The 16342-nt window shown below is 70.8% G+C and carries 12 protein-coding genes; 9 read left to right on the forward strand and 3 right to left on the reverse strand.

Translation table 11 applies throughout. The features are described 5' to 3' along the window. From MQN93_RS00810 to MQN93_RS00830, 5 genes are all read left to right on the forward strand, one after another. Nucleotides 1-1101, forward strand: coding sequence for a sugar ABC transporter substrate-binding protein (locus tag MQN93_RS00810; RefSeq protein ID WP_037780245.1), 1101 nt, complete (start codon nt 1-3; stop codon nt 1099-1101). Nucleotides 1102-1281: 180 nt separating this feature from the next. After that, the gene (locus MQN93_RS00815; RefSeq protein WP_016432086.1) at nt 1282-2073 is read left to right on the forward strand and encodes an ATP-binding cassette domain-containing protein; all 792 of its coding nucleotides are present in this window, start codon (nt 1282-1284) and stop codon (nt 2071-2073) included. Beyond that, complete coding sequence (locus MQN93_RS00820) at nt 2070-3362, forward strand: sugar ABC transporter permease (RefSeq protein WP_016432085.1); 1293 nt, start codon at nt 2070-2072, stop codon at nt 3360-3362. Before MQN93_RS00815 ends, MQN93_RS00820 begins: the two co-directional genes overlap by 4 nt. A gap of 191 nt (nt 3363-3553) precedes the next feature. Further along, on the forward strand, nt 3554-5479 hold the full coding sequence (gene dxs / locus MQN93_RS00825) for a 1-deoxy-D-xylulose-5-phosphate synthase (protein ID WP_242707866.1): 1926 nt from the start codon (nt 3554-3556) through the stop codon (nt 5477-5479). A 153-nt stretch (nt 5480-5632) separates the two neighbouring features. After that, a complete protein-coding gene (locus MQN93_RS00830; protein WP_016432083.1) occupies nt 5633-7132 on the forward strand; it encodes an amino acid permease in 1500 nt (499 codons plus the stop codon). Between the two features lie 638 nt (nt 7133-7770). Here MQN93_RS00830 and MQN93_RS00840 read toward each other — a convergent pair. Further along, complete coding sequence (locus MQN93_RS00840) at nt 7771-8157, reverse strand: PIN domain-containing protein (protein ID WP_242707867.1); 387 nt, start codon at nt 8155-8157, stop codon at nt 7771-7773. Nucleotides 8158-8160: 3 nt separating this feature from the next. After that, nucleotides 8161-9057, reverse strand: coding sequence for an NAD(P)-dependent oxidoreductase (locus MQN93_RS00845; protein WP_016432081.1), 897 nt, complete (start codon nt 9055-9057; stop codon nt 8161-8163). 176 nt (nt 9058-9233) lie between these two features. Here MQN93_RS00845 and MQN93_RS00850 point away from each other — a divergent pair, with 176 nt between their 5' ends. Together MQN93_RS00850 and MQN93_RS00855 are read left to right on the forward strand one after the other, a co-directional pair. Next, nucleotides 9234-10250, forward strand: a complete 1017-nt coding sequence (locus tag MQN93_RS00850) for a PLL family lectin (RefSeq protein ID WP_242707868.1) — start codon at nt 9234-9236, stop codon at nt 10248-10250. A 145-nt stretch (nt 10251-10395) separates the two neighbouring features. Continuing rightward, nucleotides 10396-11538 carry a PLL family lectin gene (locus MQN93_RS00855; protein WP_242707869.1) on the forward strand — a complete coding sequence of 381 codons (1143 nt, stop codon included), beginning with the start codon at nt 10396-10398 and terminating at the stop codon, nt 11536-11538. Nucleotides 11539-11577: 39 nt separating this feature from the next. On the opposite strand, the gene MQN93_RS00860 is transcribed toward MQN93_RS00855, so the two are convergent. Beyond that, the gene (locus MQN93_RS00860; protein WP_242707870.1) at nt 11578-12687 is read right to left on the reverse strand and encodes an LCP family protein; all 1110 of its coding nucleotides are present in this window, start codon (nt 12685-12687) and stop codon (nt 11578-11580) included. A gap of 380 nt (nt 12688-13067) precedes the next feature. On the opposite strand from MQN93_RS00860, the gene MQN93_RS00865 reads away from it, so the two are divergent. Together MQN93_RS00865 and MQN93_RS00870 are read left to right on the forward strand one after the other, a co-directional pair. Continuing rightward, nucleotides 13068-14699, forward strand: coding sequence for a stealth family protein (locus tag MQN93_RS00865; protein ID WP_242707871.1), 1632 nt, complete (start codon nt 13068-13070; stop codon nt 14697-14699). A 15-nt stretch (nt 14700-14714) separates the two neighbouring features. Continuing rightward, entirely contained in the window at nt 14715-16340 is a 1626-nt protein-coding gene (locus MQN93_RS00870; RefSeq protein WP_037780242.1) for a stealth family protein, read from the forward strand. The last annotated feature ends 2 nt before the right edge of the window (nt 16341-16342 follow it).

Here is a 16342-nt window from a genome sequence, read left to right on the forward strand (position 1 = left end):
ATGCGTCGTGCCGCGTTTGCCGTTGCCGCGGGTGCGATGGCCGTTTCCCTCGCCGCCTGTGGCAGTGCGAAGGAGTCCGGCGGCGACTCGGACTCGTCGTCGTCGGCCAAGAAGGGCGACGACATCAAGGTCGGTCTCCTGCTTCCGGAGAACCAGACCGCTCGCTACGAGAAGTTCGACAAGCCCCTGATCGAGAAGAAGATCAAGGAGCTCACGAACGACAAGGCGCAGCTCGTCTACGCCAACGCCAAGCAGGACGCCAGCACGCAGAACCAGCAGGTCGACACGATGATCACCAACAAGGTGGACGTCCTCATCGTGGACGCGGTCGACTCGGCGGCGATCAAGAACTCGGTGCAGAAGGCCCACGACGCGGGCATCCCCGTCGTCGCCTACGACCGTCTGGCGCAGGGCCCCATCGACGCGTACACCTCGTTCGACAACGAGACCGTCGGCAAGACCCAGGGCGAGGCCCTCCTCAAGGCCCTCGGCTCCAAGGCCAAGTCCGGCAAGATCGTCATGATGAACGGCTCCTCCACGGACCCGAACGCCGCCCAGTTCAAGAAGGGCGCTCTCTCGGTCCTCCAGGGCAAGGTCAACATCGGCAAGTCCTACGACACCAAGGACTGGAAGCCGGAGAACGCCAACGCCAACATGGAGGGCGCGATCTCGGCGATCGGCAAGAAGAACCTGATCGGCGTCTACTCCGCCAACGACGGCATGGCCGGCGGTATCATCACCGCCCTCAAGGCCGCCGGCATCTCCAACATCCCGGTCACCGGCCAGGACGCGGAGCTCGCCGGTGTCCAGCGCATCGTCGCCGGCACCCAGTACATGAGCGTCTACAAGCCCTACGCGCCGGAGGCCGACGCCGCCGCCGAGATGGCCGTGAACCTGGCCCAGGGCAAGTCGCTCGACTCCGTCGCCAAGGACAAGGTCGACAGCCCGACCACCAAGCAGGTCCCCTCGGTCCTGGTCCCCGTCCAGTCGCTGACCAAGGACAACATCAAGGACACCGTCATCAAGGACGGCGTCTACACGGTCGCCGACATCTGCACGGCCCAGTACAAGGCCGCCTGCGACAAGATCGGTCTGAAGTAAGCAGCCGGGCGTCCTTTCCAGGCAGGGGAGTCCGGTGTACGGATTCCCCTGCGGGACGCCCGCTCCGAAGGCTCCTCCGGCGCCCCGCGCATCAAACAGCCCCGCAAGCTCGTCGCGGGGCGCCGGACGGATCAACCCCCCTTTCTGCACAACCTCCCGCCGGGTCAGGCGGCGAAGGAGATGGTTCACGTGTCCGCTACGCCCGTGCTGGCGTTGCGCGGGGTCTCCAAGCGATTCGGTGCCGTCCAGGCGCTCACCGACGTAGAGCTTGAAGTCCACGCCGGTGAGGTGGTCGCCCTGGTCGGCGACAACGGCGCCGGAAAGTCCACGCTGGTCAAGACGATCGCCGGCGTGCATCCCATCGATGAAGGCGTCATCGAGTGGGAAGGCAGGTCGGTCAACATCAACCGGCCGCACGACGCCCAGCACCTGGGCATCGCGACGGTGTACCAGGACCTCGCGCTGTGCGACAACATCGATGTCGTCGGCAACCTGTACCTGGGCCGTGAGGTCCGCAAGTTCGGCGTCCTCGACGAGGTCGAGATGGAGCGCCGCTCCCGCGAACTGCTGGACCAGCTGTCCATCCGCATTCCCAGCGTCCGCATCCCGATCGCCTCGCTGTCCGGCGGTCAGCGCCAGACCGTGGCCATCGCCCGCTCCATGCTCGGCGAGCCCAAGCTGGTCATCCTCGACGAGCCCACGGCCGCCCTCGGCGTCGAGCAGACCGCCCAGGTCCTCGACCTGGTGGAGCGGCTGCGCGAGCGCAATCACGCCGTGATCCTGATCAGCCACAACATGGCTGACGTGAAGGCCGTCGCCGACAAGGTGGCGGTGCTGCGTCTGGGTCGCAACAACGGCGTCTTCGAGGTCAAGACGACCTCGCAGGAAGAGATCATCTCCGCCATCACCGGCGCCACGGACAACGCCGTGACCCGTCGTGCGGCGCGCACCACTGGGGAGATCAAGAAGTGAGCATCGACAAGACCTCCACGCCTCCCGGTGACCACGTCGTGGAGAACCCCGAGGCCGCGACCGGTGCCGCGACCGTCGTCGACCCCCGGCTGCTGGTCCGCGAGCAGGGCTTCGCGGGCTACCTCAGCGAGTTCAAGCGCAAGATGAAGGCCGGCGACCTGGGTTCCATCCCGGTCGTCATCGGTCTGGTGATCATCTGGATCATCTTCCAGAGCCTGAACTCCAACTTCCTCACCGCGAACAACCTCTCCGACATCTCGATCGCGATGGTCGGCACGGGCATGATCGCCGTCGGCATCGTCTTCGTGCTGCTGCTCGGTGAGATCGACCTGTCGGTCGGTTCGGTCTCCGGTGTCGCGGGTGCCTCCTTCGCCGTGCTGAACATCAACCACGGCATGAACGAGTGGCTGGCCTTCGTGCTGGCCATCCTCACCGGCACCGTCGCCGGTGCGATCCACGGCTTCTTCTTCGCGAAGGTCGGCGTGCCCGCGTTCGCGGTCACCCTGGCCGGCCTGCTGTTCTGGAACGGCTTCATGCTCCAGATCCTGGGCAGCAACGGCACGATCAACCTCAACAGCGACGGCATGGTCGCCAAGCTGACCACGTACTACTTCACGGACGTGGCCGCTGCGTACACGCTCGCCATCGTGGTGACCGCGCTGTACTTCGTCAGCTCCTTCCTCGGCAACCGGCGCCGCGAGGCCGCCGGCGTGCCGTCGCGGCCGCTGAGCGAGACCATCCTGCGCACGGTGCTGCTCGGGGTCCTCTCCATCGCGGTGGCCGTGGTCTACAACCAGTACAAGGGCCTGCCGCTGGCCGTCGTGATCTTCATCGGCGTCCTGCTGATCACGGACTTCGTGCTGCGCCGCACCCCGTACGGCCGCAAGATCTTCGCGCTCGGCGGCAGCGTCGAGGCGTCCCGGCGTGCCGGTATCAACGTGGAGCTGATCCGGATCTCGGTCTTCGCGATCTCGGGCACCTTCGCCGCGATCGGCGGTCTGTTCATCGCCTCGAAGATCGCCTCCGCCAACCAGGGCGCCGGCGCCGGCGACCTGCTGATGAACGCGATCGCCGCGGCGGTCATCGGCGGTACGTCCCTGTTCGGCGGCCGTGGCCGCACCTGGAACGCGCTGCTCGGTGTGCTGGTCATCGTGTCGATCCAGTACGGCCTGGCCCTGGAGGGCATCGCCTCCCCGGTCCAGTACATGATCACCGGTGGTGTTCTGCTGGCGACCGTCGTCATCGACGCCGTCACCCGCAGGACGCAGAAGACGGCCGGGCGCGCCTAGCGCCGGGCGGAACCTCTCTCGCCGTAGGGGCGTGGGTTGACTGCGCGTGCCGGTCCGTCGTGGCTGGTCGCGCGGTTCCCCGCGCCCCTTCGCGCGTTCCCCGCGCCCCTTGGCGTGTCACCCGTGAGGGGAACATTAGACTCGGGTGAGCCCGGCGAAGGCTCGATCAGCTCTACTGCAAGGAGGCACGGGTGCCGCTGCTGACCCGCATCAGGGGACCGCGCGATCTGGACCGGCTCAGCCTGGAGGAGCTGGACCAGCTGGCGGAGGAGATCCGCAGCTTCCTCGTCGACGCCGTCTCCAAGACCGGCGGCCACCTCGGCCCGAACCTCGGTGTGGTGGAGCTGACCATCGCCCTGCACCGCGTCTTCGAGTCCCCGAAGGACCGGGTGCTGTGGGACACGGGCCACCAGTCCTACGTGCACAAGCTGCTCACCGGCCGCCAGGACTTCTCCAAGCTGAAGCAGAAGGGCGGCCTGTCCGGCTACCCCTCGCAGGCCGAGTCCGAGCACGACGTCATCGAGAACAGCCACGCCTCGACCGTCCTCGGCTGGGCCGACGGCCTCGCCAAGGCCAACCAGATCCTGGAGCGCGACGACCACGTGGTCGCCGTGATCGGTGACGGCGCCCTGACGGGCGGCATGGCCTGGGAGGCGCTGAACAACATCGCCGACGGCGACCGCCCCCTCGTCATCGTCGTCAACGACAACGAGCGGTCGTACGCACCGACCATCGGCGGCCTCGCCAACCACCTCGCGACCCTGCGCACCACCGACGGCTACGAGCGCTTCCTGGCCCGCGGCAAGGACCTCCTGGAGCGCACCCCCGTCGTCGGCAGGCCCCTCTACGAGACCCTGCACGGGGCCAAGAAGGGCCTCAAGGACTTCATCGCGCCCCAGGGCATGTTCGAGGACCTCGGGCTCAAGTACGTCGGCCCCATCGACGGCCACGACATCGAGGCCCTGGAGTCGGCGCTCGCCCGCGCCAAACGCTTCGGCGGGCCCGTCATCGTGCACTGCCTCACCGAGAAGGGCCGCGGCTACCAGCCCGCCCTCCAGGACGAGGCCGACCGCTTCCATGGCATCGGCCCCATCCACCCCGACACCGGCCTGCCCGTCAAGGCCTCGGGCGCCGACTGGACCTCCGTCTTCGGCGACGAGATGGTCAAGCTCGGCAAGGAGCGCAAGGACATCGTCGCGATCACCGCCGCGATGCTCCAGCCGGTCGGCCTGAAGAAGTTCGCGGACACCTTCCCGGAGCGGATCTACGACGTCGGCATCGCCGAACAGCACGGCGCCGTGTCGGCGGCGGGCCTGGCCCAGGGCGGGCTGCACCCCGTCTTCGCCGTCTACGCCACCTTCCTCAACCGCGCCTTCGACCAGGTCCTGATGGACGTCGCCCTGCACAAGCGGGGCGTCACCTTCGTCCTGGACCGGGCCGGCATCACCGGCACCGACGGCGCCTCCCACAACGGCATGTGGGACATGTCGATCCTCCAGGTCGTCCCGGGCCTCAGGCTCGCCGCCCCGCGCGACGCCGACCAGGTCCGTGCCCAGCTGCGCGAGGCCGTCGCGGTCGAGGAAGCCCCGACCGTGGTGCGCTTCTCCAAGGGCGCCGTCGGCCCCGCCGTACCCGCCGTGGGACGCGTGGGCGGCATGGACGTACTGCGCGAGCCGGGCACGCAGACCCCGGACGTGCTGCTCGTCTCCGTCGGCGCGCTCGCCCCCATGTGCCTGGAGATCGCCTCCCTGCTCGACAAGCAGGGCATCTCCACCACCGTCGTCGACCCGCGCTGGGTCAAGCCCGTCGACGAGGCCATGGCGCCGCTCGCGGAGCGGCACCGCGTGGTCGTCACCGTCGAGGACAACTCCCGCGTCGGCGGTGTCGGTTCGGCGATCGCGCAGGCCCTGCGCGACGCGGGCGTCGACATCCCGCTGCGCGACTTCGGCATCCCGCCGCGCTTCCTCGACCACGCCTCCCGCGCCGAGGTCATGGCGGAGATCGGGCTCACCGCACCCGACATCGCCCGCCAGGTCACCGGACTGGTCTCCAAGCTGGACGGCCGCTTCGACCGTACGGCGACCGGAGTGGACGCGGTGGAGCCCGCGCGCGACTAGAACAAAGCGCCCCCACGGGCCGGTTGCGCCACTCCTCCAGGTGGCGGAACCGGCCCGTTTGCGTGAACCTGCCCTTGCCGGGGCATACGCACTCCCGGCCCTCTCGATCATGTTGAGCCATATCGAGGTCTCACGAGCGTGGGAGGTAGGTACGTGAGCAGCACGCTGTTCAGGACGAAGAACATCGAACAGTCCATCCAGGACACCGAGGAACCGGAACACGCGCTCAGGAAGTCACTGTCGGCTCTCGATCTGACGGTGTTCGGCGTCGGTGTCATCATCGGCACCGGCATCTTCGTCCTGACCGGTACGGCGGCCAAGGACACCGCGGGCCCCGCGGTCTCCCTCTCCTTCATCGTCGCCGGAGTCGTCTGCGGGCTCGCCGCCCTGTGCTACGCCGAGTTCGCCTCCACGGTCCCGGTCGCGGGTTCCGCGTACACCTTCTCGTACGCCTCAATGGGTGAGTTCCCCGCCTGGATCATCGGCTGGGACCTGGTCCTCGAGCTGGCGCTCGGCACGGCGGTGGTGGCCGTCGGCTGGTCCGGCTACATCCACTCGCTGCTGGACAACGCGGGCTGGCAGATGCCCGAGGCGCTCAGCGGCCGGGACGGCGCCTCCGGCTTCGGCTTCGACATCCTCGCCGCCGCCCTCGTCCTCGTCCTCACCGCGATCCTCGTCGTCGGCATGAAGCTGTCGGCGCGGGTCACCTCGCTGGTCGTCGCCATCAAGGTGGCCGTCGTCCTCGTCGTCATCATCGCGGGCGCGTTCTTCATCAAGGGCGACAACTACGACCCGTTCATCCCGAAGGAACAGGCCGTGGAGGCGGGCGGCAATCTCCAGGCGCCACTGATTCAGCTGATGTTCGGGTGGGCGCCGTCCAACTTCGGCGTGATGGGCATCTTCACCGCCGCGTCCGTCGTCTTCTTCGCCTTCATCGGCTTCGACGTCGTGGCCACCGCCGCCGAGGAGACCCGCAAGCCGCAGCGGGACGTGCCGCGCGGCATCATCGGCTCCCTGATCATCTGCACCACGCTCTACGTCGCCGTGTCGATCGTGGTGACCGGCATGCAGAAGTACAGCAAGCTGTCCGTCGACGCGCCGCTCGCCGACGCGTTCAAGGCCACGGGGCATCCCTGGTTCGCGGGCCTGATCAGCTTCGGCGCCGCCGTCGGCCTGACCACGGTCTGCATGATCCTGCTCCTCGGCCAGTCCCGGGTGTTCTTCGCGATGAGCCGGGACGGGCTGCTGCCGCGGTTCTTCTCGCACACGCACCCGCGCTTCCGTACCCCGTACCGCCCGACGATCCTGCTCGGCGTCGTCATCGCGATCGTCGCCGGCTTCACCAGCCTCAGCGAGCTCGCCGAGCTGGTGAACATCGGCACGCTCTTCGCCTTCATCGTCGTCGCGATCAGCGTGATCATCCTGCGCAGGAGCCGCCCCGACCTGGAGCGCTCCTTCCGCGCCCCGCTGGTGCCCTTCCTGCCGATCCTGTCGGTCCTGGCCTCCCTCTGGCTGATGCTCAACCTCCCCGCCGAAACCTGGCTCCGCTTCGCCATCTGGATGGCGATCGGCCTGGTCGTGTACTTCTTCTACAGCCGCACCCACAGCCGCCTCGCCCGACCGGAGGAAGGGGCCGTGACGAACGGCCGATAACCCCGACTGCCGAACCGGCGGCCCCGTTCGCCCCTTTTCAGGAGAGGCCGAATGGGGCCGCGGGGCGGTCACGGGGGCGCGACGCCACGCCGGCCTGACGGTCCGTGCGCCCATGACCTGGGCGCCCTGGTCCCGTGCGCGTCGGCGTAGTTCGCGGTCTGCGGTCACGATCGGGACGGGGTGTTGGCCTGCGTCCGCCACCAGCGGGCCCGACCATCTGGTCTCGCGGGCCGTGTCTTGCGACCGTGCGGGCGATCTCGGCGGGCGCGACGTGGCCCGGCAGGCCGTTGACCGCCGGGCGCTGCGCGGGTCGTACGGTCTGTGGGTTCGTGACCTGGGTGCTCAGGTGCTGTACGCGTCGGTGTGGTTCGCGGTCTGCGGTCACGATCGGGACGGGGTGTTGGCCTGCGTCCGCGACCAGCCGGGGGTGACCACTCGATCCCGCGGGTCGCCCCTTCGATCACGAGGGTGACCGCGGCCTGTCCGTCGAGGCCGGGCAGGCCGGCGGCTGCCTGACGGTCCGCGGACCCGCGACCCGCGCGCTCAGGTCCGCGGCGCCGTCGTTCCCGGTCTGCGGTCGTCATCAGGACGCGTCGTTGGCCTGTGTCCGGCGGGGGGGCGACCCCCATGCGGTCCCGCTACCCCGGTCGTACGGTCCGTGGGCCCGTGACCTCTGCGCCCAGGTCCTGTACGCGGCGGCGTAGTTCGCGGTCTGCCGTCACCACCAGGACGGGCCGTTCGCCCGCTCCCGCGACCAGTTCGACCATGTGGTCGTCCCCGCTGCCGGGGGCCGGTTCCACCCGTACGCCGGGGACCGACTGCACTCCGCGGGCCGCGCCCTCGACCACGAGGACGATCTCGACGGGGCCGTCGTGGCCCGGCAGGCCGTCGGCCGCCAACCGGTCGCGCAGGCGTTCCGCGGCGCCTCGGCGGTCGCGCCACCAGCCGTCGGGGACCGAGCCGACGACGTTGGCGGCGTCGACGACGAGCAGGAGTGGGGGGTCGCCCCGGTCTGCGGCGTCCATGGGTCAGTCGGCCTGCTTCTCGGGCTCGTCGAAGCTCGCGAAGTAGGCCGCGGCCATGTCCTCGTCGGCGTGGCCCTGTGCGGCAGCCCGCTCCAGGCGCTCCGCGCTCGCGGCGGCCACGTCCAGGCGGACCCCGTGCTGCCGGCCGGCCTCGACGATCAGCCGGGCGTCCTTGGCCGCGGTGCCCACCGCGAAGCTGGCCGGGGTGAGCCGGTCCTCCAGTACCAGGGCCGCCTTGGCCTTGAGATAGCCCATGTCGAGCGGGCCCCCGGCGATCAGGTCGAAGAAGCTCTCCGGGGCGACGTCGAGCCCCTGCGCAAGCGCCAGGACCTCGCCGGCCGCCGCGGTGGCCGCGAGCACCCAGCTGTTGGCCACCAGCTTCAGCCGGGTCGCGCTGCCCGCCGCGCCGTCCTCACCGGTCCACACGGTGCGCGCCCCGACCGCGTCGAACACCGGCTGCACGGTCTCGCGGCCCTCGACGGGCCCGGCGGCCAGCACCGTCAACTGACCGGCCTCGGCGGGCTGCCGGGTGCCGAGCACGGGGGCGTCGTAGAAGACGAGCCCGTGCTCCTCGGCGAACGCCGCGAGGTCACCGGTCGCCCCGATGCCCGCGGTGGTCGACTGCACCCAGGCGGCGCCGGAGCGCAGCCCCGGGGCGGCCTCGCGCATCACGCCCAGGGCGGCCGGACCGTCGTAGAGCATCGTCAGGACGGCGTCGGCGTCCTGCACCGCCTCGGCGGGGGAGTCGCAGACCTGGATGCCGTCGCCGGCGAGCGGCTCGGCCTTGGCGCGGGTGCGGTTCCAGGCGCGGACGGTGTGTCCGGCGCGGGCGAGGTTGCGCGCCATCGCGGCGCCCATGATGCCCGTGCCCAGGACGCTCACGGTGAGCTGGTCGGTCATGAATCGGCTTCCTTACTCGTGCGGGTTGCCCCTCGTGCGGGGTTGCCCTCGTGCGGTGGTTGCTGGGTACAGCCTGCCCGCCGGGTGCCCCACCGCGCGCACCGGACCCGTACGAAGCCGTGCGTCACGCGGGGGCCGGGACGCGGCCGGCGCACCGCCCCGCATAGAGTGAACCGGTGAACGGCGACTGGCTCATACGCGGCCGCGACGGCCGGCTCAGTGTCTATCTGCCGACCGACGACGCGGTCCTGTGCCGCGCGGAACGCGGACCCGGCACCGCATGGACCCCCGCGCACCGCATCGGGGGCGACCAGAAGCTGCTCCCGCCCCCCGCCGTCGGCCAGGGCCGAAACGCCTACGCCCATCTGGTCTCCTGGCGGCCCACCGTCCCCGGTGAGGCCGGCCTGGTGCACTCCACCCACTTCCGGCCCCGCCTCGCCGCCCTCGACTGGAACCCGATCGGCCACCCCAACAAGAAGGGCGACCGGACCGGCACCCCGGCGGTCGCGGTCGACGCCGAGGGCCGCGCCCATGTCTTCGTCCGCAACAGGGGCGGCGGGGTGAGCATGCTCGGCCAGAAGGAGAAGGGCGGCTGGGGGCCCTGGCGCGACCTCAAGGGGCGTGAGGTGCAGGAGGAGTTGGCGGCCGTCACCGGCGAGTCCGGCCGCGTCGAGCTGTACGCGGCGGTCCCGAACGGCCTGCTGTACTGGCGGCAGGAGAAGGCGGGGGAACAGCCCGCGCTGGAGGAGGCGCTGGAGGCCTCCGTCCGCCCGGGCACCCTGCGCGCCCTCGCCACCTCCCCGCAGGGCACCACCCTCTTCTACACCGACGACTCGGGCGACCTGTGCGTCTGGCGCCCCGGCGGCAAGGCGGTCACACTGCTGCCGTCGGCCGGGCCGGGTCCGGTCTCCGCGGTGCGCTGCGAACTCGACGGCCACGACTGCACGTTGCTCGCCCAGCGCTCGGCGAGCGGGCGCGTCGCCTTCGCCGCGTACCCCACCGAGCAGGAGTCGGCGGGCGCCTGGTGGACCGAGTCGGGCCCCGCGCTCCCCTCGGACGCCACGGTGTCCCTCGCGGTCGACGAGGACGACCGCGTGGTGGCGGCAACGCTGTCACCGTCGACCGGACAACTCCTGCTGACCCGCCGCAAGGACGAGCCGGGACTGGCGCTGGAGGCCTGGCGGGAGCTGTGAGGGGCGGCCGCCTCCACGTCTCGGTCACACGGTGTTCGCGAAATGTTCGACCTATGATGGGGCGCGCTCGGCTTCCCCGTGCAACAGGTGTTCGGGAATCGGCAGGTCAGCCACGCCGGGCCGCAAGGGAGGGGCGGGCCACGTCATGCGGACCGGATCCGGGCGCGGCGCCGCCCGACGCAGAACCACCGAGCGCGCGGTCGAACAACAGGAGACCGGGGGACGCGGGGGACACGAGGGACGCGCGGCCGAGGCGACCGTGGACGGCCGCTGGCTGCCGCGCGGCAAGGACGGCCGGCTGACGGCCTACGCCCGTACCCGTGGCGGGCTGCTGCGCTGGACCGAGGTCCGGCCGGGCGGCCCGCACTGGACGGGCCCCGAGTTCTTCCCCGTGGCGGACCTGACCCATCTGTCGGTCGTCCAGGGCGCGGACAGCTACGTCCACTTCCTGGGGCGGCGCGAGGTGCGCAAGGGCGACGGCCCGCCCGCGGTCGACATCGTGCACGCCATCCAGTACCAGACGGGCCGCCCGGTCACCGAGTGGCGTTCGCTGGGCAATCCGCACAAGGACCGGGAGAAGGCCGCGCGGTTCGGCACACCCATGGGGGCGGTGAGCGGGTCGGGGCGTGTGCACGTCTTCGTGCGCAACGCGGGACGCGGGCTGATGCTGCGCCGCGAGGGGCCGACCGGGAAGTGGCAGCCCTGGGAGGACCTCAAGGGCAGCGGGGTGCAGGACGGACTCGCGGTGACCTCCCACGCGTCCGGGCGCATCGAGGTGCTGGCGGGCGGCGGCCGGGACGCCATGTGGTGGCGGCAGGCCGGGCCCGACGGCGACTTCGGGCAGGAGCCGAACATCGCGCTGCAGATCACGCCGGGTACCGCGGCGGCGCTGGAGACGGCCCCGGACCGGGCGACGTACTACTGGACCGACCGGGACACGGGTCAGCTGGTCGCCCACCGCCCGGGCGGCTGGCTGATCCCGCTCGGGGGCGCCCCGGCCGCCGAGCCGTTGGCGCTGCTGCGGGCGGAGCTCGACGGCTACGACTGTACGGTGCTCGCGCACCGCGGCCTCGACGGCGAGGTCGCACTGGCGGTGTGCGGCACCGAGAACGAACAGGCGGGCCTGTGGTGGGCGCCCACCGGTGAGCCCTCCGTCGGGGCCCCCGCCCTGTCCCTGGACGCCCACGGCCGCGTCGTCATGGCCACCGTCACCAAGGACGGCGCCCTGCACATAGCCCGCCAGTCGGGCGGCCCCGGTCTGACGCTGTCCCCGTCGGTACGCGTCTGACGAACAGCGGGAGCGGGGCGCCGTGCCGCGCCCCCAGCGTCAGGAGCTGGAACCCGAACCCCCGCCCCGCGCCGGTGACTTCTTCGCCGACGCCGGGATCTCCTGGTCCTTGCGCAGGGCCTCCCAGAGGCGGTCGGCATTGGGTTGGGCGGCGACCACGCGGTTCGGGTCCTGGGTGTCGTACTTCACCGGGAGCATGATCGTCTCCATCGTGGCGGGGTCGATGCCGTTCATGCTGCGGGCGAACTCGGCGAGCTTGGTGAGGGAGGCGAGCCCCGAGTCGGTGGTGAGGGACTTGGTCAGGCTGTTGGCGATCTTGTACGTCTTGGTCGGGCTGCCGAGCAGGTCCTGCTTCTTGATCTCGCTCAGCAGCGCGATCATGAACTGCTGCTGCAGACCGATGCGTCCGAGGTCGCTGCCGTCGCCGATGCCGTGCCGGGTGCGCACGAACTGCAGCGACTGCGTGCCGTCCAGCCGATGCTCACCGGCCGTCAGATCCAGGCCGCTGGACTTGTCGTGGATGTCCTGGTCGACGGTGACGTCCACCCCGCCGATCGCGTCGACCAGCCCCTTGAACCCCGCGAAGTCGATCTCCACGAAGTGGTCGAGGCGGACCCCCGACATCTGCTCGACCGTCTTGACCACACAGGCCGGACCGGCCAGCGAGTAGACCGAGTTGAACATCACGCGCTTCGCGGACGGCAGCTGTGAGCCGTCCTTCGCCTGGCACTCGGGCCGCGTCACCAGCGTGTCGCGCGGGATGCTCACGGCGACCGCCTTGCGCCGGCCCTCGGGTATGTGGATCACCAGCGCGGTGTCGGAGCGCGCCCCGGCGACCTTGCCCGTGCCCAGCGACGCATTGGCACCGGAGCGCGAGTCCGAGCCCAGGACCAGCAGGTTCTGCCCGGACGTGGGCAGCTTCTCGGGACGGTTGTCGCCGATCGCCTTGTCCAGGTCGACGCCTTCGATGTTGCCGTTGAGATCGCTGTACAGCCAGTAGCCGGCACCGCCCGCGGCCAGCACCAGCAGGACGAGGCTCAGAGCGATCCAGCGCCAGACCCGACGGCGCCGACGGGGCGGCCTGGCCCGGCGCCGCGACGGTGCGCGCCGTGATTCCCGGGGCCCCGTCTCCGTCTGGACGTGCGTCATGTGCGTGGGTCCTCTCTCCTCATCCAGGTGGCTCGGGGCACGAGTGGGGGGAGAGGCCGGGCCCGTCTGCTGTGGCGGACGGTCGTCCACCGGTCATCAGACATTCAGAAGCAATTAAGGGTTGTATGTGTTTTCTGTCATTTCTGACTGATCTTGACAGCTGTGTAGGCGCTTGCTGATGATGTGCCGGTCCTGTGAAGGTTAAACATTCGGTGTGAACCGGCGACGGCTGCCCGCCGTCGCCCATGTGGTCGCGGATCGAGCCGGGGGGCACGAAGGCGAGCGGCCACCAGTACTCACTTTCGGCCGTGCCGGGGTGAGCAGAGGGAGGGTGGGGTGGCTGTGCTGCTGTGTGCGTCGACCCGTGGGGGGCGATCGGCGTGACGGCCGTATCCGATCATGCGGTGGGGCAGGCGCCCCGTCCGGCAGCCGGCCGTACCGTCCAAGGCGGAGCCGCACAGCGGCCCGCCGCCCGGTCGGCGCCCACCACGGTGACCGCGGAGCACGGTGACGTCTACGTCGAGCCCGGTCTGACGCCGTTGTCGGCCCGCGAGGCCAACCGCAGCGCGCTGACCGCTCTGCTCGACGCGGCCGGCGTCCCCCACTTCGCCGTCCGCGGCACCACCGACCACGGCACGGTCGTGGCCGTCGCCGAGGAGTACCGGGAGCAGGTGCTGGGCGCGGTGTTCCGCGGGCTGGGCCAGTACCCGGGGCATCTGAGCGTGATCGACCCCGACGCACCCCGCCCGGCCAAGCCGGTCTCCTCCCGGGACCCCAGGGCCTGGCGCGAGGTCACCGCCGCGCGCGTCCTGCAGATCAGCTGGTACCGCACCGACCCGGGCCGGCATCTGCTGCTCGGGCACGAGTACGGCTGCGCGGTCGAGTTCTGGCAGCGCAGCGGCGGCTACCTCGTCGCACCGCGCGCCAACCGCGCCACCTGGGCCGTCGCGGCCGACGGCCCGAACGTCGTCGGGGCCGCCAGACTGTTCAGCCGGTTCGTGTCGGACTGGACCCCGCGGCACCTGGCGCCCGCACTCGCCACCCGCCCCGAGTTCCTGGTGAATTGCGCGGACGACATCACCTTCCCCGTCGACGCCGTCTACACCTGGGTCGACGGCAACGACCCGGCCTGGAAGCAGCGCAAGGCGCAGGCGAAGGGCGAGGTCTACCACGCGGAGTCGGCCAGCGACGCACGCTTCATCAGCCGTGACGAACTGCGCTACTCGGTGCGCTCGCTGCATCTGTTCGCACCCTGGATCCGCAACGTGTACATCGTCACCGACGACCAGGTCCCGCCCTGGCTGCGCGAGGACCTGCCCGGGGTGCGGATCGCCACCCACCGCGAGATCTTCCGCGACCGCTCGGTGCTGCCGGTGTTCAACTCGCACGCCATCGAGTCGCAGCTGCACCACATCGAGGGCCTGGCCGAGCACTTCCTGTACTTCAACGACGACATGTTCATGGGCCGCCCTGTGGCCCCGCACGCCTTCTTCACGCCGAGCGGCACGGCCCGCTACTTCCCCTCGCGCAACCGCATCCCGCAGGGGCCGGTCGTGGAGACCGACACCCCGGTCGACGCGGCGTGCAAGAACAATCGCGCTTTGCTGCTGGAACGTTTCGGCAGAGTGATCACACAGCCGATGGAGCACATCCCGTACGCCCTGCGCCGGTCCGCCATGGAGGAGGCCGAACGAGACTTCCCCGAAGCCTGGGCCCGCACGGCGGCCAGCCGCTTCCGTGCGATGACCGACCTGTCGCCCACGTCGTCCTTCGCGCTGTACTACGCCGCCCTCACCGGCCGCGCGCAACCGGGATCGATGCCCTTCACCTATCTGCAGCTGGCGGTGCCCGACCTCGCGGACCGGCTGCAACGGCTGCTCGACGGCCGCGACCAGGACTCCTTCTGCCTCAACGACGCCTTCTCGACACCCGAGGACATCGAGGCACAGCAGGAGCTGCTGGACGGCTTCCTCAACGCGTACTTCCCCACCCCCAGCCCCCACGAGAGATGAAACGGAGTTCATGACGTGTCGGACCCGACGTCCATGAGCTCCGCGGCCAACGTCTACAAACGCCTCGTCCCCCAGCCCGTACGCTCCGCCGCCGCCACCACCGTCCCGGTGGGCGTACGGCGCAAGGTCAAGCGGCGGCTCGCGCGCACCCTGAGCCGCCGCGAGGCCCGGCTGCACCGGCGCGCCCTGCGCCGGGTGCGCAGGGCCGGCCTCGGCGGCTCCGAGCGCCGCACCCAGGCACCCGACGGCAGGGTCGGCCATGTGCACGGCGGCCTCACCCCCGACCTGGCCCGGCGGCTCGACCACGACCTGGTCACCCAGGCCCTGGACGCCGCCGAGATCCCCTGGTTCGCGGTGCCGGCCCTCGACGACCGGCGGATCTGCCTCGCCGTCGACCTGAAGGACAAGGGCGCCGTCCGCCGCGTACTACGCGCGTTGCTGGAGGATCACACGGGCTACGTCGTCTGCGTCTCGCCCGCGCACAACGACACCCGCGAGCTGCCCGGCAGCCATGTCCGGGCGTGGAAGCACTACGGCAGGGCCAAGGTCATCCGCCTGACCTGGCTGCGCACCGATCCCACCGAGAACCTCTGGGTCGGCGAGGACCAGGGCATCGAGATCGAGTTCTGGAGCACCAACACCGACCTGGCCACCGAGCGGCTGGTCGGCCCGCGGCCCAACCGTGTGCAGCGCGCGGTGCCCAGCGACGCACCCGGCGTCGAGATCGGCCTGGACCGGCTGTCCGGCTACTGCGACATCGACGGCGACCTGGAGCCGACCGTGACCCTGGAGAACTTCGACGTCCTGCGTCTGGAGGAGATCACCTTCCCCGTCGACGCCGTCCTGCTGTGGCAGCACGCGACCCCCTGGGGCGAGGAGCTGCTGCGGGCCGCACTGCGCTCCCTGCACCAGTACGCGCCCTGGGTGGACGTCGTCCATGTGGTCGCCGAGGCGAGCCCGCCGGACTGGCTGGTCGCCGACGACCGGCTCACCGTGGTCCGCGCCCGGCCCGGCTCCGAGTGGCACCTGAGCCAACTCCCCGACCTCGCCGAGCACTTCCTGCTGCTGCGCCCCGGCGCCCTGCTCGGCAGGCCGGTGCGGCCCTTCGACTACTTCACCCCGAACGGCGCCACCCGCCCCCGGCGCGGACCCTGGAACGCCCAGGAGTCCTTCGCCCCATGGACCCGCACCGCCTACTCGGCCGCCGGCCGGGTCGTCGCGCACGGCTATGCGCACGGCCCCCAGCCGCACCGCGTCGAGACGCTCACCCGGCTCGCCGCCACCGGTGTCGCGCCGCTGCCGCTCGACGACGCGCAGTGGCTGCCCGCCGTACCCGGCACCCATCCGCTGGACGGAGTGGTCCATCACTTCGCCCACACCGCGGGCCTGGCCGACCCCTCCGGCGAGGCCACCGTGGCGCTGCACGCCGCACTGCCCGGCATCGCCGACCACCTGCAGCGGCTCCTGGTCCGCCGGGACAGCCAGCACATCCAGCTGTTCGGCCTCGGCACCGACGAGGCCCGCGCCCGCGGCGGCACCAAGGCCGTCACGAGCTTTCTGCACCGCTACTTCCCCGTCCCGAGCATCTTCGAGGGCGGCCAGGACCCCGACGGACACGACGAGGCGGACAACCAGCCGTGAGC

Origin of the sequence: Streptomyces spinosisporus (genome assembly GCF_022698145.1) — a bacterium.
GTDB lineage: Bacteria > Actinomycetota > Actinomycetes > Streptomycetales > Streptomycetaceae > Streptomyces > Streptomyces spinosisporus.